Genomic DNA, 22,618 nt, shown 5'->3' on the forward strand with positions numbered 1-22,618 from the left:
ATGAATATGAATGATAAATTAGACTACTCAAATTTAAGTGCGGTCGAATTGAAAGCGATTATGCTTTGTCAGATGAATTTTGAAAAGAAAGAGGGAGATGCTCTTTATTTACCTTTACCTTATCTGGGTGAAACAATCGTAACGTTAGCAGAAATTTTTGAGAGTTATCCTTCTGAAAAACTCTATGTGTTACGAAATCTACACGATGAACTGTTAGCGGCTAATAAGCATTTATTACAACTAGCACCGAATCCGCCTTCATTTAATCCGGAAGAAATAGTAGCAAGTTTAACTAACGATGAAATCATTGATGGATTGCTGAAAAATAGCATTGTCATTTCTTTAGTTGAAACTCTTACATACTTTCAAAAAGTAGTTGCTGAACGTATCAATGATATTGAAAACGGAGTACTTAAAGGTGTGAACAATGGCTCGATTAATTAATGCTCCGCATCTTGCGGAGCAACCGCATGAACCTTATTCCGATTTATTTGTGCTAGCTGGCTCTAAAGCATGGCAAGCATGGGATAATGGAAAAGGTGAAGAGTGGCTCTTATTGTGTTCGTTGGTGGATGGTCTAGAAAGTAATCAGAAACCAGTTATTCTAGGTGAAAATCAACTTGATAATATTTCTTCAACGCGTATAGCTAAAGAAGATCAGCAGTTAGTGAAGATTGCTCAATATGGCGAATTAAAACAGGAAGAAATCACCGAAATTTGTCAGAATTTAGCAAAAAATACTTCTGCTAGAGAAGTGAAACTCATTGATGCGGCCGCACAAGTAAAAGAGGATTTAAGCTCTTACATTCAACGCTTGCGAACCGATAAAAAGGCGGCAGATTTAGCAGACCAATTAGCACCGCCCGAAAAACTGAAAGAAAATGACGGAGTAAATAAGAAGGCACGGGCTTTGACGAAGTGGCTAAATATGGATTTAGCATTAAACCCAAAAGACCGAGAATTATATCGCTATGACGGCATAAGCTGGCAGCTAGTAGATAAATTTGAGTTCTTAGATAATGCAGTAACTTTCTTTGATGAACAGGACTTCAATTATAGTGCGCGCTCAATCGAAAGCATTATTGATACAATCAAAATCCAATCGCCAAAAATGGGAACACAGGTGCAAGAGTTGATTGCTTTCAATAACGGCACTTTAAACCGCACTACGTTAGAGTTCTTGCCCCATTATCGGGAAAATTGGCTAATGTCTTATATTCCGCATGAATATCTAAATTCAGCGCAAAATACGCCTTATTTTGATAAGTGGTTAGAGTTCGTAAGCGGTGGTAAAGAAAACAAAAAGAACGCTATTCTAGCGGCTTTATACGCAGTTTTAACTAATCGCAACGACTGGCAATTATTCTTTGAAGTAACAGGCGATGGCGGAAGTGGTAAATCTGTTTTTGCTAATATTGCCACGTTATTAGCTGGTGCGCAGAACACAGAAAGCGGGCGCTTAGTGGATTTAGATGAACCGCGCGGGCGAGAAAGCTTTGTAGGTAAAACTTTGCTAATTTGCCCTGAACAATCGCGTTATGGTGGTGATGGTGGTGGATTGAAAAGTATTACAGGTGGCGACCCTGTGAATATTGACCCAAAACACCGCACTAAATTTAAAGCTGTTATTTCGGCAGTAGTCTTAATCGTTAATAACGAGGCGACTAGATTTACAGAGCGTAGCGGTGGGATTGAGCGAAGAAGGGTAATCTTTCACTTTGACAAAGTAGTACCTGAAAACGAGCGAGATCCTAATTTTATGGATAAGATTGAGAGGGAAGTAGGGGGTATTATTTACAAACTAATACATACCTTTGAACAACCTGAAACCGCTAAGGCCGCTTTAAAAGAGCAACAAACAAGTGATGAGGCTTTGGAAATAAAAAGCGAATCCGACCACATCACCGAATTTTGCGGATATTTCTATACTACGCCACAGAATGACGGCTTGTATATAGGAAATGCGAATCAAGGCAATAAGTCAAGAACGCATCTTTATCCGGCATACTTAGCCTTTGCTGTAGCGAGCGGCATTACAAATACCCTTACTTTGAGAAACTTCTCAAATTCATTAAAGCAAGGATTTGCGCAACATAAAAATAAATTTGAGTTCTCTAAGATTAAGGGAAAATATGGATATCGCTCCAATGTTCACTTCAAAAACTATGATGAGTTCCAAAACGAGTTCAATTCATAAACTAGGGAAAGGGGGCGAAAGCCCCTTTTTTATGCTTTTCTCTTAAAAGGTGAACAATTAGGGTGAACAATAATGTTCACCTATTCACCCATAACTATATGAAATAAAAGGTTAAATTGGCAAGGTGAACAGGTGAACCAATTTTTGTAATATTTTTTACACGCCGCTCATTCACACGTTTTCTTTTTCGCATTGCTCCACAAAATCACTCCATAATTGCATCACAGGGCGGCGGAGTTCTACATAATCGTAACGGTTATACGCCTGACTTGTTTTATTCCCAATGCTATGAGCAAGACAACTTTCAGCAATACGGAAATCAACTTGCTGATTTTCTAAAAACGTTCTAGCTATCGATCTCAATCCGTGAGCATCTTGAATCCCTTTGTAACCTATCTTTCTTAATGCGTTAGCTATTAGTTCTTTACTAGCTGATTGGTTAGGTTTGTGGTAGTGAGAAAATACGAATTTGTCACCACCTGTTATAGGTTTCAATTCTTCTAAAATTTTAAGCATTAAAGATGAAAGCGGAACAATGTGAGGAAATTGCCCTTGTCTTGTTTTTTTCATTTTGATTGCTGGAATAGTCCATAATTTCTTATCGAAATCAATTTCAGACCATTCAACAGAAACAGCCTCAGCCGGACGAACCATAGAAAGTAATTGCCATCGGAACAAAACCTTTGTTAGATGATCTCTACTTGAATTTTTGAAGTCTTGTAATAGTTTCGGTAATTCTTCCGGTTTGATTGCTGGGTGATGTTTTTGAGACTCCTTATGGTAAGCATCAGATGCTTTCAAGCAAGAATTAAACGAAATCAATCCTATTGTTACCGCATAATTTAAAATCTGATTAGCGAGGTTTAACAAGCGATGCAGCGTATCATTGAAACCTTTTTCATTTAATGGCCGAACAGTTTTAATCAATAAAGGGGAAGTAATCTGATCGATAGGGTAATTCCCAAGAGTAGGGAATAGATAATTTTCTAATCTTGCCCAATTCTTTTCCATTGTCATAGGCTCAATTTCTTTACTTCTTTTTTCTTTCCAAAGTAAAGCGACTTTATAGAAAGTATTTTCGTTCTGACCGTTTTTAATTAGTTCTTGTTCTTTGATGTATTCTTGCGGATCGATACTTTGAGCGAGTAGGGCGCGATATTCTTCGCGTTTTTGGCGAGCTTGCGCAAGTGTTATAGCTGGATAAGTTCCAATAGTAAAAGATGTGCGTTTATTTGTTACTGGGTGATAATAATTAAAAATCCAAGCCTTAGCACCGGTAGGCTTAATGCGTAAAAAAAGACCGTTACCATCACTTAGATTGTATTCTTTATCCTTTGTTTTCGCTTTATCTACTTCGGTATTTGTGAGCGGCTTAGTAACACGAGGCATCATTTTTCCTTAGTTTTAGTAACAAGATTTTTCGAAGTTTATCACCTTGTTACTAAACTTGTTACTAAAAAGTGCGGTTAAAGACAATTAAATCCGATTAGTGACGATAAGTGAAATGGCTGAGAAGCCTTGAAAATACTAGGAAAAACAAAACCCCGCGAGTAGTTTCGCGGGGCTGTGTTTAGGGTAAATGGTGCGACTAGCTGGACTCGAACCAGTGACCCCCACCATGTCAAGGTGGTGCTCTAACCAACTGAGCTATAGTCGCATAAAAGATGTGGCAGATGATAAACAGTTTTAAGAATGAAAACAAGAGAATTTGTTTTAAGTTAAATTTAGCTGCTAAAAAAATAACCAAAAATTGATTTAAAAAGTCTCAGTAGTTATTTTGATTTTATGCAGGTTTAAGCGTATAATCCCCAGCGTTTTTTATCTCGGATGAGCCGAAATTTAAAAAAAGCTTTAGTAAATTGTAACCATTTGTGGAGTTTAGATAATGTCTAGAAAATTAAGAAGAACGAAGATTGTATGTACAATGGGTCCAGCAACAGACCGCGATAACAATCTTGAAAAAATTATTGCAGCAGGCGCTAATGTTGTACGTATGAACTTTTCTCACGGTACACCAGATGATCATATTGAGCGTGCTGAGCGTGTTCGTGCGATCGCGAAAAAATTAGGTAAAACCGTGGCAATTTTAGGTGACTTACAAGGTCCTAAAATTCGTGTTTCTACTTTTAAAGACGGCAAAATTTTCTTAAATGTTGGTGATAAATTTATTCTTGATGCGGAATTACCAAAAGGTGAAGGTAATCAAGAAGCCGTTGGTTTAGACTATAAAACACTTCCACAAGATGTTGTGCCAGGCGATATTCTTTTATTAGATGACGGCCGTGTTCAATTAAAAGTACTTTCTACTGAAGGTGCAAAAGTATTTACTGAAGTGACTGTTGGTGGTCCATTATCAAACAATAAAGGGATCAACAAATTAGGTGGTGGCCTATCTGCTGATGCATTAACTGAAAAAGATAAAGCAGATATTATCACTGCAGCTCGTATCGGTGTAGATTACTTAGCGGTATCTTTCCCACGTTCAAGTGCAGACTTAAACTATGCACGTGAGTTAGCAAAACAAGCAGGTTTAGATGCGAAAATCGTTGCTAAAGTTGAACGTGCTGAAACCGTAGTTGATGACGCATCAATGGACGATATCATTCTTGCTTCTGATGTAATTATGGTTGCACGTGGTGACTTAGGTGTTGAAATCGGTGACCCTGAATTAGTTGGCGTACAGAAAAAATTAATTCGTCGTTCACGTCAATTAAACCGTGCGGTAATCACTGCAACTCAAATGATGGAGTCAATGATCAGCAACCCAATGCCAACTCGTGCAGAAGTAATGGACGTGGCAAATGCGGTATTAGATGGTACTGATGCGGTAATGCTTTCAGCAGAAACTGCAGCAGGTCAATATCCAGCTGAAACTGTAGCGACAATGGCTCGCGTATGTTTAGGTGCAGAAAAAATGCCAAGCATCAATATTTCTAAACACCGTTTAGATCGTGAATTCAGAGATATTGAAGAATCTGTAGCGATGTCAGCAATGTACGCAGCAAACCACTTAAGCGGTATTGCAGCAATCATTACATTAAGCCACTCTGGTCGTACACCATTATTAATGTCACGTATTAGCTCAGGTTTACCAATCTTTGCACTTTCTCGTGTTCAAGAAACCTTAAACCGTTGCGCATTATACCGTGGTGTAACACCAGTTCATTTTGATGGTGAATCTCGTAGCGCTGCAGGTGCAAAAGCAGCGATTAACCTATTAAAAGAAAAAGGTTATTTAGTTTCAGGTGATCTTGTTTTATTAACACAAGGTGATGAATCAGAAGGTACAACTAACGTTTGTCGTACTTTAACTGTTGAATAATCAACATGCCTGAATGAAAAAGAGCGGTGGATTTTTCCACCGTTTTTTTATGTCTAAAATATTGAAAATATTGACCGCACTTTTTTCTTAAAACCACCTCGTATTTGCGGTATCATAAGCACAGTTTTTTAGTTTAAATTGAAATCCTTATGGCATCACAACGACAAATCCAATCTTCCGATCAGAAAACTGAACAAGTTAGTATCCCGCCTCATTCCACTGAAGCTGAACAAGCCGTTCTTGGCGGTATAATGTTGAGTAATCAGCATTGGGATGGTATCGCTGAAAGAGTCATTGCTGAGGATTTTTACACTTTTGCGCATAAAGCAATCTTCCAAACTATGGAAGAATTAATGCGTAACCAAACACCGATTGATTTAATCACCCTTGATCAAGCCCTTAAAGCCAAAGGTATCAGTGATTCCGTAGGCGGTTTTGCTTATCTCGCAGATCTTTCCAATAACACGCCAAATGCTATTAATATTTTGGCTTATGCTGAAATCGTACGTGAAAAAGCGATTTTGCGTGAGCTTATTGCAGTGGGGAATCGTATTGCAGAAAACAGTTATTCCCCAAAAGGCAAAGACATCAAAATGGTGTTGGATGAAGCTGAAAGGGAAGTTTTTGCGATCGCTGAAAAACGGAGTTCTTCAACAGAGGGCCCTCAAAACGTGCTCAGCGTGTTGGAAAGCACTATTGCTCGAATTGAAACCTTAGGTAAGCTTGAAAATCATAACGGTGTGACAGGGGTCACAACGGGCTTTGTTGAGTTAGATAAGAAAACAGCCGGTTTACAGCCTTCCGATCTCATCATTGTGGCAGCACGTCCTTCCATGGGTAAAACCACATTTGCAATGAACCTTTGTGAAAATGCGGCCATGGCAAGTGATAAGCCTGTATTAGTCTTCAGTTTAGAGATGCCTGCTGAGCAAATTATGATGCGTATGATTGCCTCTCTAGCTCGCGTGGACCAAACCAAAATTCGTACAGGCCAAAACTTGGAAGAAGCGGAATGGAGCAAAATTGCTAGCGTGTTTGGGATGTTTAAGCAAAAAAATAATCTTTATATCGATGATTCATCGGGTTTAACTCCAACAGAATTGCGTTCTCGCGCGCGTCGTGTGTATCGAGAAAATGGTGGCTTGAGTATGATTATGGTGGATTATCTTCAATTAATGCGCGCGCCCGCATTTTCAGATAACCGTACCTTAGAGATCGCCGAGATTTCTCGTTCTTTAAAAGCATTAGCGAAAGAATTAGAAGTCCCGGTTATTGCACTTTCCCAGCTTAACCGTACTTTAGAACAACGTGCAGATAAACGTCCAGTAAACTCAGACTTGCGTGAATCAGGCTCTATCGAGCAGGATGCTGACTTGATTATGTTTATTTATCGTGACGAAGTGTATAACGATAATTCTGAAGATAAAGGTGTTGCTGAAATCATTATTGGTAAACAACGTAACGGTCCGATTGGTCGTGTACGTTTAGCATTTAACGGTCAATTCTCACGCTTTGATAACCTTGCCGAACAGCGTGAATACAGAGATGATTATTAGGCAAGATAGAACGGATTAGAAAAATGAACGTAAAACCGGCAACAGCGAAAATCAGTTCGCTTGCCTTAAAACATAATTTACAAGTTATTAAAGAAAAAGCGCCACATAGCAAAATTATTGCCGTGGTAAAAGCAAACGCATATGGTCATGGCGTGGTATTTGTTTCATCTGCTTTAGAAAGCATGGTAGATTGCTTTGCCGTAGCGCGTTTAGAAGAGGCGTTATCGTTACGCTCTAACGGTATTATCAAACCGATCTTATTACTAGAAGGATTCTTTGATGAAAAAGACTTACCGATTATTGCGGTAAATAACATTGAAACGGTGGTACATAACCGTGAACAGCTTGAAGCATTAAAGCGAGCTGCAGTGCCAAGTCCAATCAAAGTCTGGTTGAAGATTGATACGGGGATGCACCGTCTAGGTGTGTCGCTTGATGAAGTGGACTATTTTTATCAAGAGCTGAAAAAACTCCCTCAAATTCAACCGCACTTAGGTTTTGTCAGCCATTTTAGCCGTGCTGATGAACTAGATTCTGATTATACTCAAGTTCAGCTTGATCGTTTCCTTCAAGCGACAAAAGATAAAGGTGGAGAAAGAACCATTGCGGCATCTGGCGGGATTTTATTCTGGCCTGAGGCTCATTTAGATTGTATTCGTCCAGGGATTATTATGTACGGCATTTCACCAACGGATACTGTCGGTGCAGAATTTGGTTTAACTCCCGTGATGAACTTAACTTCTTCATTGCTTGCGGTGCGCGAACATAAAAAAGGTGAACCTGTTGGCTATGGTGGCATTTGGACCAGTCCGAAAGATACCAAAATTGGTGTCGTTGCGATTGGTTATGGTGATGGCTATCCGCGTGATGTGCCAGAAGGTACGCCAGTTTATCTAAACGGTCGAATTGTTCCTAGTGTCGGTCGTGTCTCAATGGATATGCTCACGGTCGATTTAGGCGCAGATAGCCAAGATAAAGTGGGTGATGAAGTGATTTTATGGGGTAAGGAATTACCAATTGAAACAGTAGCTAAATACAGTGGTATTTTAAGCTATGAATTGATTACAAAATTAACGCCTCGTGTTATAACAGAATATGTTGATTAGTTGTTTTTGCAAGAAAGCCAAAATACAGAAAATTTAATTTTTAAAAGGAAATATTCATGAAAAACGTCAATCCAACCAATACACAAGCGTGGAAAGCCCTTGAAGCTCACCAATCTCAATTGGCTCATACCACGATTACTGATTTGTTCAAGCAAGAAGAAAATCGTTTTAACGATTATTCTTTAACTTTTGAAAATCAAATCTTAGTGGATTTTTCAAAAAATAAAATTAATCAAGAAACCCTCAAATTGCTTCGTCAATTAGCTAAAGAATCTGCATTAGATGAAGCAATTAATGCTATGTTTACAGGTGAGAAAATTAATCGTACAGAAAATCGAGCCGTATTACATACCGCACTTCGTAACCGTTCAAATACACCTGTATATGTAGATGGCAAAGATGTGATGCCAGAAGTGAATGCAGTATTAGCGAAAATGAGCGCGTTCTGTGATCGTGTGATTTCAGGTGAGTGGAAAGGTTATACCGGAAAAGCAATTACTGATGTAGTGAATATCGGTATCGGTGGTTCGGACTTAGGCCCTTATATGGTGACCGAAGCGCTTCGTCCTTATAAAAATCACTTGAATATGCACTTTGTTTCAAACGTAGATGGTACACATATTGCTGAAACGTTGAAAAAAGTGAATCCTGAAACGACACTTTTCTTAGTGGCATCTAAAACCTTCACTACTCAAGAAACCATGACTAATGCGAATTCTGCGCGTGATTGGTTATTAGCGGCAGCGAAAGATAATAGCGCGGTAGCAAAACACTTTGCTGCACTTTCTACTAATGGTAAAGCGGTAGCGGAATTTGGTATTGATACAAACAACATGTTTGAGTTCTGGGATTGGGTTGGTGGCCGTTATTCTTTATGGTCTGCAATCGGTCTTTCTATCGCACTTTCAATCGGCTTTGATAATTTTGAAGCGTTATTAAGTGGTGCGCATGAAATGGATAAACATTTCCGTACCGCGCCATTAGAAAAAAATATCCCTGTAACATTAGCATTAGTCGGTTTATGGAATACCAACTTCCTTGGTGCACAAACTGAAGCGATTTTACCTTATGACCAATATTTACACCGTTTTGCCGCTTATTTCCAACAAGGTAATATGGAATCAAACGGTAAATATGTTGATCGTAATGGCAATGTTATCCGTGATTATCAAACCGGCCCAATTATTTGGGGCGAACCAGGTACAAACGGCCAGCATGCATTCTATCAATTAATTCACCAAGGTACGATGTTAATCCCTTGTGACTTTATCGCGCCGGCACAAAGTCATAATCCATTAGGTGATCATCACAGCAAATTGTTATCAAACTTCTTTGCGCAAACTGAGGCGCTTGCTTTGGGTAAAACCAAAGAAGAAGTCGAAGCAGAGTTTGTGAAAGCGGGTAAGTCTTTAGATGAGGTAAAAGACATTGTGCCATTTAAAGTCTTTACGGGTAACAAACCGACCAACTCTATTTTAGTGCAAAAAATTACACCATTTGCTCTTGGCGCATTAATTGCGATGTATGAACACAAAATTTTTACACAAGGTGTGATTTTCAATATCTTCAGTTTCGACCAATGGGGCGTGGAATTAGGTAAACAATTAGCGAACCGAATTCTTCCTGAATTGGCAGATAAAGAGAAAGTCTCAAGCCATGATAGCTCAACTAATGGATTGATTAATCAATTCAAAGCATGGCGATAATATAAAGTAAAAAGAGCTGTCAAAATTGACCGCTCTTTTTTATTTTAATCAAACTGATTTAACTTTCCACATACAGCCTACGCTGATAAAAATTAATGCTACAGCGACATAAAAAACAGAGTTGTAATGCCAAATTTCCGCAATAATACCGGCAATAGGTCCTCCGATAATCCAACTACTTTTTGCTGCATTACTGAATAGTGTGGTGGCCGTGCCCATTTTAGTCGGCATTAAATCTTGGAAATACACCATGCCAATGGTAGCGGTAATACCAATAAAAATCGCGTTAAGCATTTGTAACCCGATAAGCTGCCAAGTTTGGTCAGAAAATAATAAGCTTGAATAGAAGGCGAGACCTGAAACTAAAGCAATCATCATTAAGCGTTTTTTACTGAAGTATTTGGTGAGATAGCCCGCAAAAATCATCACAGGGATTTCCAATCCAGCAGCCGTTCCCATCAATGTTCCTGCTAATTCTTTGCCTAAATGTAACTCATTAATCACAAATAATGGCATATTGATGAGATACATGCTGTTACAGGTCCAAAGTAATAGGTTAGCAATGAATAAGTAAATCACACTTCTTCTTGGTGGCGTATTATCTAAAATCTCTTGATTTTTAACCGCACTTTGACGAGGTATTTTCGGCAATAATTTGCTGACGCCTGCACATAGTAAAAAGGCAGAACCTGCCACCAAATACATATAATCAAAGCCCCAGTTGAGTGCAATGAAAAAGGAAAGTGGTGGTCCGACAATCCAAGCCAATGAGATTTGAGTTCGCATAATTGTGGTGAACATTACTGCTTCACGATGGCTGCTTTCAGCATATTCTCGTGCTAAAGCAAAAGATTGCGGATTAGCGGATGAACCTAACCCTAATAGCGTGGTACCGATAATAATCAATACATAATAATTTCGGCTATAAGCAAAAATCAGACAACCAAGCACGGCAATCAAACAGCAAACAATCATCACTTTACGACGATCATCTTGCTTATCAGAATATTTTGCGAGAATTTGGCTTAAGATAATGCCAATAATGGCATTAACTGAATAGAATAAGCCCACAAAAAAAGGCGAAACATTGATCTCTTGAGACAGATATAAACTCAAGGTCGGTGTTTGAAATGCAGATGCAATCCCCGTTAAAAAGGCAATCAATAGAAAATTGAACGCCACAATATTGGATGGTGTTGAGTTTTGTTGTTGAACAAACATAGTCATTAATTTTAATAAAAGAGCGTAGTGGGAAATAAAAGTGCGGTTAATTTTAACCGCACTTTCATTCATGTTCTCTATTTTGTTGTGTTAGAACGTTTATCTAATTCGGCTTTGATCTTAGCCATATTTTCTTGTGTGAAGAAATTATCAATATTTTTCCAAACAGAATGATAGCCGTAAGGACCTTGTTGCATTTCACGTTTGGCTTCATTGAGATCCCAATGTTGATAAATCACACGGTAGCTTGCAACAATTAAGCCTGTTCTGTCAGCGCCATGATAACAATGTACTAAAACCGCACCATTTTTTTGATGTTGTTTAATTTGCCACAAAATATCAGCCACTTCGTCTGGGCTGATTGACCAAGTAAGTAATGGGGTATTAATCAAATTGATCTTAGTATGACCAAATGCTTGTTTATCATCATTACGGTCAAAAAAGCGTAAATTCACAATAGTGTGAATATTCAATTTATTTAATAACGCTTCAGATTGGGCTTCTAATTGCTCACTACGATAAAATTTATTATCAATCTGATATAAATTTTCCTGTTCGCTGATTAGAGTAGCCCAATGTTCAGTATTTTTTGGCGGTTCACTTTGTGCCGTCGTACAGGCGACTAATGAAAAAGCTGTTAAAGCAAAAAGGACATTTTTGCTCATCTTATATAAATTGAAATGAGTTTGTTGCATAAACACCTTTTAAATATATTGAATAGCCGGTAAATAACCGATCATTAAATCTAATGGACGATTGCTAGTTATTGTATTTTTTCTATTCTCAATGAAAAATCTTGATGTCATCGCTTTTTCACCCTGATTAATGAAAATTTCAATAATTGAGCGATCAAAGAAAATTTCGATAGTTTGCAAATTTTCAATTTCACAGAAACGTTTGCTATCGAATTTTTCCATTAATTCAGTTTGTTCGCTTTGACTGCGATCTAAGCAAATCAACCCATTTTCATAAGATAGACGCAGTGACTGTCCTTTTTCATTTTGGAAGAAGGTTAAGCCAAAGGCTTGGTTATTTGCCTCAAATTTAAGATACGCACGATCTAAATTAGCAATATTCTCTTTTTTATCGAGATGAAGCGCAGAAAGTGCGGTCAGATTTTCGTATATTTTATCAATCGGGCGTTGATAAATTTTCGAACCTTCTAAACGCAATTCTCTTGGCAAGGTTAAAGCTGAATGCCATTTAAATTTATCTGTTGGATAAGTTAAATCAGGTAAACCAATCCAACTGAAAAGCACGGCATGAGTTTGGTTATCTAACCCAGCAAATGTTTGTGGGGCATAGAAATCAAAGCCTTGATCCAACTCACTAATATATTCTGCTTCAAAGGTTAAATCCGTTAATTTACCCACAGCATAAGTCGCATGATAATTATTTTGGAATTGATGCGCTTCCCGATCTTTACCTTGTGGCGACCAAATAAACACATCTTTATCACCGAGCTTCAATAGGTCAGGGCATTCCCACATAAACACGTTTGTATTGTCAAAAGCAGGTAAGGAAAGCTCACCTAATAAGCGAGGCGTACCTTCAAGATTATCCATTTCAAAAATAATGGCTGTTCCCGTGAGGTTTTCTCGCTGTGCGCCGCAGATAAAACGGATTTTGCCGTCTTTAGTTAAATACGGTTTAGGATCGCGAACATGCTCGGTATAACCTTCTGGCGCATTTTCAATTAACGGACGTTTGCTAAGCAACTTCCCGTTAAGATCGAAAATCGCTAAATTTTGATAAGGCACGCGTTGATTATCACTTGGACGACGAGTATTGCCAGTGTAGAACATGGCCAATTTATCACCGACTTTTAAAGCACCACCCGAATAACAGCCGTGAGACTCAAAAAGCTCACAAGGAATCAGATCATCCGCTGATTGGTAATGTTGGAAGTCTTTCGTGATTAAATGCTTCCAATGTTTCATCCCGTGAATTGCATCGAATGGAAACCATTGATAGAACAGATGATATTTCTCTCCATCGAAGATCAAACCATTCGGATCATTCATCAAGCCAGTTGGTGGGGCAATATGAAAGTGCGGTCGAAAATCCTTGTCTTTTTGCACAGTTTCAGTAATTTTTGTGAGTTCACCCGCTTCTGCGGCTAGGATACTTTTGTATTTGCCATTATTGAAAATAATCATAATTTAATCTTATTTGGGTAAAGTATTTTTTAAGCAATCATAGCGTTGATTCATTGCTTCAGCCCATGCTTTTAATGATTTGATGGTTGCATGTTGTGAAGCATGAGTCCAAGCATCGCGGAACAGTAGGAAATCAATTGCACACACGGCATTCAATGTGCCGATATTTAATTCTTCACCAAAACTATCAATGGCTTTTTTTAGTTCAATTAAGCTTCGCTCAGTGCGGTCAAAAATTTGCTGATGACGTTCAAGCCACCATTGCTCTTGTGGACGAAGGTGTTTTTCAGGTGCGACTGAGATTTCATTTTCTAAAATACCATCGGCTAAATAATGTAAACGAAGAATTTCCCAACGTGTCTCGCTGTTTCCATAAAGTGAAGGTTGTGTACCGAGGTGATCGAGATATTCTGCAATAAGTGAACTATTATAAAGCCATTCGCCATTTTCTTGTTGTAATGCTGGTAAACGTCCAAGAGGATTGTCTAAATTATGGGGGGAATTCTTATCTAAACCACTGGTTGCGAGGAGTAATTCAACATGATCTTGTAATTGATGATATTGCACTACAGCACGAGCTTTTCTAGCATAAGGGCTAGAGTTGGAATACCAAAGTTTCATAAATATCTCCTAAATTATCTTCATAAATAAAAGGTGTGGTTATTCGCAGCTTTGCACGCTAATTCGCTAAAAATGCTGCTAATTGTGTTTGATTTGGTAGAGCAGACATCGCCCCTTTTGCTGTCGTAGCCAGGGCTCCGCAGGCATTAGCCTGACGGATGATTTGCACTAGCACATCATTTTCTTTCCAGTTTGGATGCTGTGAAAGTCCAGCAAGTAGGCCACCAACGAAAGCATCGCCAGCACCTGTTGTATCTACCGGCTGTAAGGCTTTTCCAGAAATCACATCTTTCTTACCTTCTAAGTGATAAAGTGCACCATCTTTACCCAAGGTCACGATAATCAATTTTTCAGGATAAAGTGCGGTCACTTTTTCAAAGGCTTTTTCAAGGCTATCAGTATTAGTCAAAAGCGTTAATTCTTCTTCAGAGAATTTCAATACGTCAGCTAAGGCAACCGCTTCCATTACTACGGTTTTCATTTCTTCTAAGCTTGACCAAAGTGACTCACGTAGATTTGGATCGAAAGAGAAGAAACCGCCAGCAGCTTTAACACGACGAATGGCTTCGAAAGTCGCTTCGCGTGATGGATTATTAATCAGCGCGATAGAGCAGCAATGCAGCCATTCACCTTGTTGGAATGGGGGTAAATCGCTAGCTTGTAAAAACTGATCCGCACTTGGGTTTACCATAAAGGTAAAGCTGCGTTCGCCATTATCTAAGCCGACGATAACGGTAGAGGTGCGATGTTGCGGATCTAAAATCATATGTTGTGTATTCACATTTTCCGCATTTAAGGTATCTTGCATAAATTGGCCAAGCGGATCGTTACCTACACGACCAATAAAAGCGCTCGGGCTGCCTAAGCGTGCCACGCCAACAGCCACATTTGCCGGCGCACCACCGGCACAGCGTAAATAATGATTTTCACCGTCAGGAATAAGATCGACAACCGCATCACCGGTTACCCAGATTTTTTGGCTCATATTATTTTCCTTCTATTGTGGATATCAGTTAAAAAATAACCGCACTTAAAAAGAGCGGTCATTTTCATAGGTGTTTTATGCGATGGTTACGCGTGCGAATTTACGTTTACCGACTTGGTAAACATTCGTGCCTTTCGGTGCGTTGGCTTTCATGTCTTCGACTTTTTCACCGTTAATTTTCACACCACCTTGTTTCGCTGAGCGAATTGCTTCAGAAGTTGAAGGAACCAGTCCCGCTTCTTTTAATAAGGTGGCTAAACCAATTTCGCCTTCAAAGGTGAATTCAGGCATTTCATCCGGCATTGCACCTTTTTGGAAACGGTTAATAAATTCTTGCTCAGCTGCCTCTGCAGCCGCTTCATCATGGAAACGCGCAATGATTTCTTTGGCTAATAAAATCTTCACATCACGTGGGTTTTTACCATTTGCCACTTCAGCTTTTAATTCCGCAATTTCAGTGAGTGGACGGAAAGAAAGTAAGTTGTACCAATCCCACATTAATTCATCAGAGATCGACATAATTTTACCGAACATATCGCTTGGTGCATCTGTCACGCCGATGTAGTTGCCTAATGATTTAGACATTTTCTTCTCACCGTCTAAACCAACAAGTAATGGAAGCGTAATCGCTACCTGTGGTTTCTGACCGGCTGATTTTTGTAATTCACGACCAACAAGTAAGTTGAATTTTTGGTCTGTACCACCAAGTTCTACGTCTGCTTCTAAAGCAACAGAGTCATGGCCTTGTAATAATGGGTAAATAAATTCATGAATCGCGATAGGTTGATTGTTACCAAAACGTTTTTTGAAGTCATCACGTTCTAGCATACGCGCTACGGTGTAGTTGCTCGCTAAACGGATCATCCCTTCAGTACCCAATTTACCCAACCATTCAGAATTGAATACGATTTTTGTTTTTTGTGGGTCTAGAATTTTGTAAATTTGTTCTTTATAGGTTTCCGCATTGCGAAGCACATCTTCACGGCTAAGTGGTGGGCGAGTAGTATTTTTACCAGATGGGTCACCGACCATACCAGTAAAATCACCGATTAAGAAATAGACTTCGTGGCCTAATTGTTGGAATTGGCGAAGTTTGTTTAATACCACGGTATGCCCTAAGTGAATATCCGGAGCAGTAGGGTCTGCACCAAGTTTAATTTTAAGTGGGCGATTTTCTTTCAGTTTTTCGATTAAATCTGCTTCAGAAAGAATCTCATCAGTACCGCGTTTTAGTTCTGCGAGAACGGTATTAATATCAGTCATTCTATTTCCTAATGTTATTTCAATATTAAAGGCTACATTATAGAGAATATGGCTGAAATGAAAAGATTGAGATGAAAAAAAACGCCTATTTGTGGGGAAATAGGCGTGAAGTTGGAGTGATTATCTATTTGTTTTTGGAATGTTTAGATGATAACCATTCTCAAATGTCATGTCAATAGAAAAATGAAAATAATTCTCAATTATTTTTTAATCAATGTAAGGTACACTTTCCGTAAGAGAAAGTGCGGTCGGAATTCCATCTGAGATTTCAAATTTTCCCGCATAAGCGTAAGCTTCAACGCCCTGTGATTTGGCATTCTTTAAAAGACGATCATATTCAGGATCTATAAACTCAGCGATTTTAAAACGATCGAAGCCATCATGTAATCCAGCAAAGAGAACAACCGCGCGATGTCCTTGTTTTTTCATGGCTAAAAGTTCACGAACATGTTTTTGTCCACGGGTAGTAACCGCATCGGGAAACATGCCTAATGAGCCTTTTACAAAGGTGATGGATTTCACTTCAACATAACAATCTGGCAAGCCTTCACTTTTAAGTAAGAAGTCGATACGGCTATTTTCTTCACCATATTTCACTTCAGGATAAATTTCATCATACATAGCCAGTTCTTTGATTTGTTTATTTTGCAAGGCTTCAAAGACTAACTGGTTGGATCTGTGCGTATTAATGCAAACAAGTTGGTCATTTGCTAATTGAGTTAATTCCCAACTATGTGGATATTTGCGCGTTTGGCTATCAGAATGAGAGTACCAAACGGTATCACCTTTTTCACCACAGCCAGTCATTGCACCAGTGTTTGCACAATGAATAGTGATTACTTCACCATTTGGTAATTCAATATCAGTCAAAAAACGCTTATAGCGGCGAATTAATTTTGCAGATTGTAGAGTGGGGAGTTGCATAGCTTATTCCTTTTGAAAAGAAAGTGCGGTCGAATTTAATGATGAAATTGACCGCACTTTTTTATGAATGTTGAGTAAATATTAAATGATTATTCAATTGCATATTCAATGGTGACGACTAAGCGTGCTTTTTTCTCAATAGTGCTTGTATCGTAGCTACCAGTGTAATCGCTAGAGTCATCCGCATCAGGATTTGGCGCTTGAATGTAGAATGGCCCTTGTGAAGCAGATTTTAACACGCCAACTTTTACATTACTGGTTTTCGCAAATTCTTCAGCACGAACATGGGCATCTTGTGTTGCTTTTGAAATTAATTCACGTTTAATTTGTTCAAGATTTTCTAAATAATAATTAGGTTCACCAAAACTAATGTCTTGATTGTTAGAAACCAATTGGTGAATGTTGGTGAGTGCTTTTTGTAACTTAGTGAGTTCTTTGGTCGAAATTCGGATTGATCTAGATGCATCAAAGCCATTGTCTTTACTTTTGGTTTCACCTTTTTCATTTTCATAATAGTCAGTATGAGTAGATACATCCAATTCAGTGATTTCTCGATTTTCATCAGCAAAACCTTGTGCTTTAAGAAAACGAACCGCTTCATTTAAGTTTTTCTGATTAGCTGCCATGGCATCATTATAAGTTGCTCCCCAACCATTTATGCGGATAACCCATGTGCCTTGTGTTGACGTATAGTGGCTTTCTGCTAATCCCTTAACTGAAATAGAACCAGTTTGACGTAAATTTTTAAATTGATTACCTAGGATAAATGCTGACGCCATCAATCCGACGGCAAGAATGATGCCAAAAATAGCGAGATAAGATTTTTTGTTGTTCATATAATGTCCGTGATGTGGAATAAATAGGAAGCTTATTATAATGTAATCAATCTTATTGAGTAAATTAATTTATTTATTCATTATAGCGGGCTATAAAAAATAGCTTTAAGAGTTGACCAAATAAATTAAAAAAATCGAAACGGATTCTTTATTTACCATTGACTTTTTTCCATATAGCCCTTACTTTACGAACTGATGATTTCATCAAATTTATTCTTTGTAAAATAAGGAGCTTTTATGCAATCTCGCATTGTGGTTAATTCACAGGAAGAATCACTACTTAGCACACATAAAGTGCTACGTAATACCTATTTCTTATTGGGATTAACGATGGCATTTTCGGCGGTTGTTGCTTATATTTCTATGAGCTTAAACTTGCCTTATCCAAACCTTATCGTATTGCTCGTGGGCTTTTACGGTTTACTTTTTGTCACAAACCGTTTAGCAAATAGCGCGTGGGGAATCTTGGCTGCATTCGCGTTCACTGGGTTTATGGGCTACACCATTGGGCCAATTTTAAATATCTATGTGGCGAGAGGAATGGAAGATTTGATTATGCTTGCTTTCGCAGGTACCGCTATCGTCTTCTTTGCATGTTCAGCTTATGTGCTAACAACGAAGAAAGATATGTCTTTCCTTTCTACCGCGATTTTCTCATTATTTATCGTGTTATTGTTAGGAATTGTGGCAAGCTTCTTCTTCCAAATTCCAGCATTAGCGGTAGGGATCAGTGCATTGTTTGTGGTGTTCTCAACAATGACAATCCTTTATGAAACCAGCAATATTATTCACGGTGGCGAAACAAACTATATTCGTGCAACGGTGAGTATTTATGTGTCAATTTACAACTTATTCATTAGCTTATTAAGATTACTTTCTATCTTCTCAAGCGATGATTAGTCAGTATTAAATTTAAAGACGCTCCTTATTAGGGGCGTTTTTTGTTTTGAACTAATTTTCTGAAGAGAAGTCTTAGCATACAGGTTCGCTAGTTGAACCTATTGATAATAAAACAGGAGTTTTTATGAAATCTTTAAGATCACTTTTAACATTAACATCACTCGCATTAGCGGTATCAGGTTCTGCATTAGCAACGAATACTTCCGTATTGCCAACAAAAGAAGATGTTGTAACCAATTCAAAATCAATGGTTGAAAGCACAAAAGCTGACGTGAAAAATGCGGCAAATGATAAGCTTAAATCAATGAGTGATAGCGCGAGCTCAACAAAATCAAACGCATTAGATAAAGTTAATACAGCTAAAGAAAAAGCGACTTCCGCGAAAGATGCAATGAAAGATAAAGCCACTTCTGCAAAAGATGCGGTAAAAGAGAAGGCGTCCGCTTTAAAAGAAAAGGCGACTGAGAATAATCAACCGTCAATTAAAGATAAAGCTACTGAAAAATTCAATTCAGTTAAAGATAATGCGAAAGAAAAAGCATCTGAAGCAAAAACAAAAGCCGCAGATAAAGTAAAAGAAGTGAAAGAAAAAGCGGCTTCTACAAAAGATGCAGCCAAAGAGAAAGTGGCTTCTTCTGCTAAAGTAAACATCAATAAAGCGGATGCAGAAACTCTACAAAAACTTTCTGGTATCGGTGAGAAAAAAGCACAAGCGATTATTGATTACCGTAACAAAGTGGGCAAAATCAAAAGTGCTGCTGAGCTTTCTAATATTGATGGTATCGGTGAAGCTACAATTGAAAAAATTACGCCATTCTTAAGTTTCTAAGAAAACTCAGATAAAACAGACCGCACTTTATGTGCGGTTTTTTTGTTGAAGTAGATCACAAAATTGTAACAAAGTGTGATTTGAGGATTATTTCTTTTTTTATCCTATGTATAATGGTGGACAACATCATGTAATACAAGGGGTAGATATGCAGCATTACAATGCCTTTGATGAATGGTTGGCTTCAACCGCTTTGGGTGGTTCTAATCAATCGTATATTGAGGAGTTATACGAACGTTATTTAGAATATCCATCTTCAGTTGATGAAAGCTGGCGTGCCACGTTTGATGCATTGCCGAAAACAACCGCAGTGGAGCAACCACATTCACTAGTCCGTGATTATTTCCGTCGTTTAGCGAGAGAAAATACAACAGAAGCCGTGACGGTTATCGATCCAGAAGCCAGTGCAAAATTAGTCAAAGTCCTCCAATTTATCAACGCTTATCGTTTCCGCGGTCATTTAGAAGCAAAACTAGACCCAATCAATTATTATCGTTGGAAAGTCTCCACCGTACCTGAATTAGATTACCGTTATCACGGTTTTACCGAGAAGGATCTCAATGAAACCTTCAATATTAATCACTACGTCTATCATCGCGATAACATCAAGTTAGGTGATTTAGCTGAAATGCTGAAAGAGACCTATTGCGGCTCAATTGGTCTTGAGTTTATGCATGTTCAAGATATGGAGCAAAAAAGTTGGCTACAAAGCAAATTAGAAAGCCAATTAAATAAACCGCTCTTTACCAAAGAAGAAAAAATTAATTTATTAAGTGAATTGACCGCTGCAGATGGCTTAGAACGTTATCTTGGTGCGAAATTCCCGGGGGCAAAACGTTTCTCTTTAGAGGGAAGTGATGCCTTTATTCCATTGATGAAAGAAATTATTCGCCATGCGAGCAAACAAGGTGTACAAGATGTGATGTTTGGTATGGCACACCGTGGTCGTTTAAACATGTTAGTAAACGTGCTCGGTAAGAAACCCGAAGATCTTTTTGACGAGTTTGCGGGTAAACATTCAGGCGAGCGTACAGGTGACGTTAAATACCACCAAGGTTTCTCTTCTGACTTCGCAGTCGGTGATCGTCGCGTGCATTTAACCCTTGCATTTAACCCATCCCATTTAGAAATTGTTAGCCCAGTAGTGATTGGTGCGGTACGTTCTCGTCAAACCAAAAAGAATGATACAGAGCGTAATCAAGTATTAGCGGTTACTGTTCATGGGGATTCCGCGGTAGCGGGACAAGGTGTTGTACAAGAAACCTTGAATATGTCTAATGCACGTGGTTATACCGTTGGTGGAACAATCCGTATTGTGATTAATAACCAAATTGGTTTTACCACCTCTAACCCAAATGACACCCGTTCAACAGAATACTGTACAGATATCGCGAAAATGATTCAGGCACCGATTATTCATGTGAATGGTGATGATCCTGAAGCGGTTGCTTTTGCGGCGAGAATGGCGGTGGAATATCGTAATTTATTCAAACGCGATATCTTCATTGATCTGATTTCTTATCGTCGTCATGGTCATAATGAGGCTGATGAACCATTAGCCACTCAACCTATGATGTATAGCATCATCAAAAAACATCCAACGCCACGTAAAGTCTATGCAGATCGTTTAATTGCTGAAGGGGTAATCACCGAAGAAGAAGCCATTGAAATGATGAATCTCTATCGTGATGCTTTAGATAACGGCGATCGTATAGTGAAAGAATGGCGAGAAATGGATATTGCCCAAATGGACTGGTTGCAATATCTCAACTATGACTGGACATCCCCTTACGAAAGTAAATTCCCACAAGAACGTTTCCAAACTTTAGCAGAGCGTGTCAGTGAATATCCAGAAACCTTGCGTGCACATCCTCGTGTCGAAAAAATCTATGCTGATCGCCGTGAAATGGCAAAAGGTGAGAAATTGTTCGATTGGGGTATGGCAGAGACTATGGCATACGCAACCTTATTAGATGAAGGCACTAATGTCCGTTTATCTGGTGAAGATGCAGGACGTGGTACGTTCTTTCACCGCCATGCAGTTGTGCATAACCAAAATGACGGGACAGGCTATGTGCCATTAACTCATTTGCACGCCAACCAAGGTCGTTTTGAGGTGTGGGATTCTGTATTATCCGAAGAAGCCGTATTGGCTTTTGAATATGGTTATGCCACAACGGATCCAAAAACATTAACTATTTGGGAAGCTCAATTTGGTGACTTCGCAAATGGTGCACAAATCGTAATTGATCAATTTATTAGTTCTGGCGAACAAAAATGGGGCAGAATGTGTGGCTTGGTGATGTTATTACCACATGGTTATGAAGGCCAAGGTCCAGAACACTCATCCGCTCGTTTAGAACGTTATTTACAACTTTGTGCTGAGCAGAATATGCAAGTGTGTATTCCATCTACACCAGCACAGGTTTACCACATGTTACGTCGCCAAGCGATCCGTAAAATGCGTCGTCCATTAATTGGTATTTCACCAAAATCCTTATTACGTCATCCACTTGCCGTCTCAAGTTTAGATGAATTAGTAAATGGCACATTCCAAACGGTCATTGGTGAAATTGATAATATCGATCCAAAACAAGTTAAACGCGTAGTCCTATGCTCAGGTAAAGTGTATTACGATCTCTTGGAACAACGTCGTGCGAATAACCAAACAGATGTGGCGATTATTCGTATTGAACAGCTTTATCCGTATCCACATGAAGATGTGAAGAAAGCGTTAGAGCCTTATGCTCATGTGACGGATTTTGTGTGGTGTCAAGAAGAGCCATTAAACCAAGGGGCTTGGTATTGCAGTAAACATAACTTTGACAGCTCGCTTCCTGAGCATGTGAAGTTAAAATATGCCGGTCGTCCTGCCTCTGCTTCACCAGCAGTAGGTTACATGTCTTTACACACCAAACAGCAAAAACAATTAGTAGAAGATGCGCTGACACTGTAAAAGTGCGGTCGAAATTTTAGTAATTTTTAAAGTAAAG

18 protein-coding genes and 1 tRNA gene are annotated in these 22,618 nt (G+C 38.8%); 9 read left to right on the top strand and 10 right to left on the bottom strand.

The features are described from left to right. Both RDV53_RS08430 and RDV53_RS08435 read left to right on the top strand, forming a co-directional pair. Positions 1-444 carry a hypothetical protein gene (locus tag RDV53_RS08430; protein WP_005695935.1) on the top strand — a complete coding sequence of 148 codons (444 nt, stop codon included), beginning with the start codon at positions 1-3 and terminating at the stop codon, positions 442-444. Next, entirely contained in the window at positions 428-2,197 is a 1,770-nt protein-coding gene (locus RDV53_RS08435; protein WP_005695936.1) for a DNA primase family protein, read from the top strand. Before RDV53_RS08430 ends, RDV53_RS08435 begins: the two co-directional genes overlap by 17 nt. A gap of 171 nt (positions 2,198-2,368) precedes the next feature. Here RDV53_RS08435 and RDV53_RS08440 read toward each other — a convergent pair whose 3' ends face one another. Together RDV53_RS08440 and RDV53_RS08445 are read right to left on the bottom strand one after the other, a co-directional pair. Next, complete coding sequence (locus RDV53_RS08440) at positions 2,369-3,586, bottom strand: tyrosine-type recombinase/integrase (RefSeq protein ID WP_032822715.1); 1,218 nt, start codon at positions 3,584-3,586, stop codon at positions 2,369-2,371. Between the two features lie 191 nt (positions 3,587-3,777). Further along, a tRNA-Val gene (locus RDV53_RS08445) sits at positions 3,778-3,854 on the bottom strand. 228 nt (positions 3,855-4,082) lie between these two features. Between RDV53_RS08445 and pyk the strand changes: the two genes are divergently transcribed. The 4 genes from pyk to pgi all read left to right on the top strand — a co-directional run bounded on the left by pyk (position 4,083) and on the right by pgi (position 9,887). Further along, the gene (gene pyk, locus RDV53_RS08450; protein ID WP_032822712.1) at positions 4,083-5,519 is read left to right on the top strand and encodes a pyruvate kinase; all 1,437 of its coding nucleotides are present in this window, start codon (positions 4,083-4,085) and stop codon (positions 5,517-5,519) included. 149 nt (positions 5,520-5,668) lie between these two features. Beyond that, entirely contained in the window at positions 5,669-7,075 is a 1,407-nt protein-coding gene (locus RDV53_RS08455; RefSeq protein WP_005695940.1) for a replicative DNA helicase, read from the top strand. A gap of 23 nt (positions 7,076-7,098) precedes the next feature. Beyond that, the gene (gene alr / locus RDV53_RS08460; RefSeq protein ID WP_005695941.1) at positions 7,099-8,181 is read left to right on the top strand and encodes an alanine racemase; all 1,083 of its coding nucleotides are present in this window, start codon (positions 7,099-7,101) and stop codon (positions 8,179-8,181) included. A 56-nt stretch (positions 8,182-8,237) separates the two neighbouring features. Continuing rightward, positions 8,238-9,887: a glucose-6-phosphate isomerase gene (gene pgi, locus RDV53_RS08465; RefSeq protein WP_005695942.1), complete on the top strand. Its 1,650-nt coding sequence runs from the start codon at positions 8,238-8,240 to the stop codon at positions 9,885-9,887. 48 nt (positions 9,888-9,935) lie between these two features. On the opposite strand, the gene RDV53_RS08470 is transcribed toward pgi, so the two are convergent. From RDV53_RS08470 to RDV53_RS08505, 8 genes are all read right to left on the bottom strand, one after another. After that, positions 9,936-11,108, bottom strand: a complete 1,173-nt coding sequence (locus RDV53_RS08470) for an MFS transporter (RefSeq protein ID WP_147286815.1) — start codon at positions 11,106-11,108, stop codon at positions 9,936-9,938. Between the two features lie 77 nt (positions 11,109-11,185). Beyond that, entirely contained in the window at positions 11,186-11,803 is a 618-nt protein-coding gene (locus RDV53_RS08475; RefSeq protein ID WP_005695944.1) for a fused DSP-PTPase phosphatase/NAD kinase-like protein, read from the bottom strand. A 9-nt stretch (positions 11,804-11,812) separates the two neighbouring features. Then, positions 11,813-13,267: a glycoside hydrolase family 32 protein gene (locus RDV53_RS08480; RefSeq protein WP_005695945.1), complete on the bottom strand. Its 1,455-nt coding sequence runs from the start codon at positions 13,265-13,267 to the stop codon at positions 11,813-11,815. A 9-nt stretch (positions 13,268-13,276) separates the two neighbouring features. Beyond that, the gene (locus tag RDV53_RS08485) at positions 13,277-13,888 is read right to left on the bottom strand and encodes a glutathione S-transferase N-terminal domain-containing protein (RefSeq protein WP_005695946.1); all 612 of its coding nucleotides are present in this window, start codon (positions 13,886-13,888) and stop codon (positions 13,277-13,279) included. 58 nt (positions 13,889-13,946) lie between these two features. Then, complete coding sequence (cscK, locus tag RDV53_RS08490) at positions 13,947-14,873, bottom strand: fructokinase (protein WP_005695948.1); 927 nt, start codon at positions 14,871-14,873, stop codon at positions 13,947-13,949. A gap of 75 nt (positions 14,874-14,948) precedes the next feature. Beyond that, positions 14,949-16,136: a tyrosine--tRNA ligase gene (tyrS, locus tag RDV53_RS08495; RefSeq protein WP_005695949.1), complete on the bottom strand. Its 1,188-nt coding sequence runs from the start codon at positions 16,134-16,136 to the stop codon at positions 14,949-14,951. A gap of 207 nt (positions 16,137-16,343) precedes the next feature. Continuing rightward, positions 16,344-17,060 (bottom strand): DNA/RNA nuclease SfsA, encoded by a 717-nt coding sequence (sfsA, locus tag RDV53_RS08500; RefSeq protein WP_005695950.1) that lies wholly within the window; start codon positions 17,058-17,060, stop codon positions 16,344-16,346. Between the two features lie 89 nt (positions 17,061-17,149). Beyond that, positions 17,150-17,896, bottom strand: a complete 747-nt coding sequence (locus RDV53_RS08505; protein ID WP_005695951.1) for an SIMPL domain-containing protein — start codon at positions 17,894-17,896, stop codon at positions 17,150-17,152. 237 nt (positions 17,897-18,133) lie between these two features. On the opposite strand from RDV53_RS08505, the gene RDV53_RS08510 reads away from it, so the two are divergent. The 3 genes from RDV53_RS08510 to sucA all read left to right on the top strand — a co-directional run bounded on the left by RDV53_RS08510 (position 18,134) and on the right by sucA (position 22,581). Continuing rightward, positions 18,134-18,796 carry a Bax inhibitor-1/YccA family membrane protein gene (locus RDV53_RS08510; RefSeq protein ID WP_005695953.1) on the top strand — a complete coding sequence of 221 codons (663 nt, stop codon included), beginning with the start codon at positions 18,134-18,136 and terminating at the stop codon, positions 18,794-18,796. Positions 18,797-18,920: 124 nt separating this feature from the next. Further along, on the top strand, positions 18,921-19,625 hold the full coding sequence (locus RDV53_RS08515; RefSeq protein WP_005695955.1) for a ComEA family DNA-binding protein: 705 nt from the start codon (positions 18,921-18,923) through the stop codon (positions 19,623-19,625). A gap of 148 nt (positions 19,626-19,773) precedes the next feature. Next, complete coding sequence (sucA, locus tag RDV53_RS08520; protein ID WP_032822710.1) at positions 19,774-22,581, top strand: 2-oxoglutarate dehydrogenase E1 component; 2,808 nt, start codon at positions 19,774-19,776, stop codon at positions 22,579-22,581. The last annotated feature ends 37 nt before the right edge of the window (positions 22,582-22,618 follow it).

The organism is Haemophilus parainfluenzae ATCC 33392 (assembly GCF_031191205.1).
GTDB classification, from domain to species: domain Bacteria; phylum Pseudomonadota; class Gammaproteobacteria; order Enterobacterales; family Pasteurellaceae; genus Haemophilus_D; species Haemophilus_D parainfluenzae.

Coding starts and splice junctions, on each gene's coding strand:
- sucA (WP_032822710.1), top strand. CDS start 19,774: ATGCAGCATTACAATGCCTTTGATGAATGGTTGGCTTCAACCGCTTTG.
- RDV53_RS08510 (WP_005695953.1), top strand. CDS start 18,134: ATGCAATCTCGCATTGTGGTTAATTCACAGGAAGAATCACTACTTAGC.
- RDV53_RS08475 (WP_005695944.1), bottom strand. CDS start 11,803: ATGCAACAAACTCATTTCAATTTATATAAGATGAGCAAAAATGTCCTT.
- RDV53_RS08485 (WP_005695946.1), bottom strand. CDS start 13,888: ATGAAACTTTGGTATTCCAACTCTAGCCCTTATGCTAGAAAAGCTCGT.
- RDV53_RS08505 (WP_005695951.1), bottom strand. CDS start 17,896: ATGAACAACAAAAAATCTTATCTCGCTATTTTTGGCATCATTCTTGCC.
- RDV53_RS08470 (WP_147286815.1), bottom strand. CDS start 11,108: ATGTTTGTTCAACAACAAAACTCAACACCATCCAATATTGTGGCGTTC.
- pgi (WP_005695942.1), top strand. CDS start 8,238: ATGAAAAACGTCAATCCAACCAATACACAAGCGTGGAAAGCCCTTGAA.
- pyk (WP_032822712.1), top strand. CDS start 4,083: ATGTCTAGAAAATTAAGAAGAACGAAGATTGTATGTACAATGGGTCCA.
- RDV53_RS08515 (WP_005695955.1), top strand. CDS start 18,921: ATGAAATCTTTAAGATCACTTTTAACATTAACATCACTCGCATTAGCG.
- RDV53_RS08430 (WP_005695935.1), top strand. CDS start 1: ATGAATATGAATGATAAATTAGACTACTCAAATTTAAGTGCGGTCGAA.
- tyrS (WP_005695949.1), bottom strand. CDS start 16,136: ATGACTGATATTAATACCGTTCTCGCAGAACTAAAACGCGGTACTGAT.
- RDV53_RS08480 (WP_005695945.1), bottom strand. CDS start 13,267: ATGATTATTTTCAATAATGGCAAATACAAAAGTATCCTAGCCGCAGAA.
- RDV53_RS08435 (WP_005695936.1), top strand. CDS start 428: ATGGCTCGATTAATTAATGCTCCGCATCTTGCGGAGCAACCGCATGAA.
- alr (WP_005695941.1), top strand. CDS start 7,099: ATGAACGTAAAACCGGCAACAGCGAAAATCAGTTCGCTTGCCTTAAAA.
- RDV53_RS08440 (WP_032822715.1), bottom strand. CDS start 3,586: ATGCCTCGTGTTACTAAGCCGCTCACAAATACCGAAGTAGATAAAGCG.
- cscK (WP_005695948.1), bottom strand. CDS start 14,873: ATGAGCCAAAAAATCTGGGTAACCGGTGATGCGGTTGTCGATCTTATT.
- sfsA (WP_005695950.1), bottom strand. CDS start 17,060: ATGCAACTCCCCACTCTACAATCTGCAAAATTAATTCGCCGCTATAAG.
- RDV53_RS08455 (WP_005695940.1), top strand. CDS start 5,669: ATGGCATCACAACGACAAATCCAATCTTCCGATCAGAAAACTGAACAA.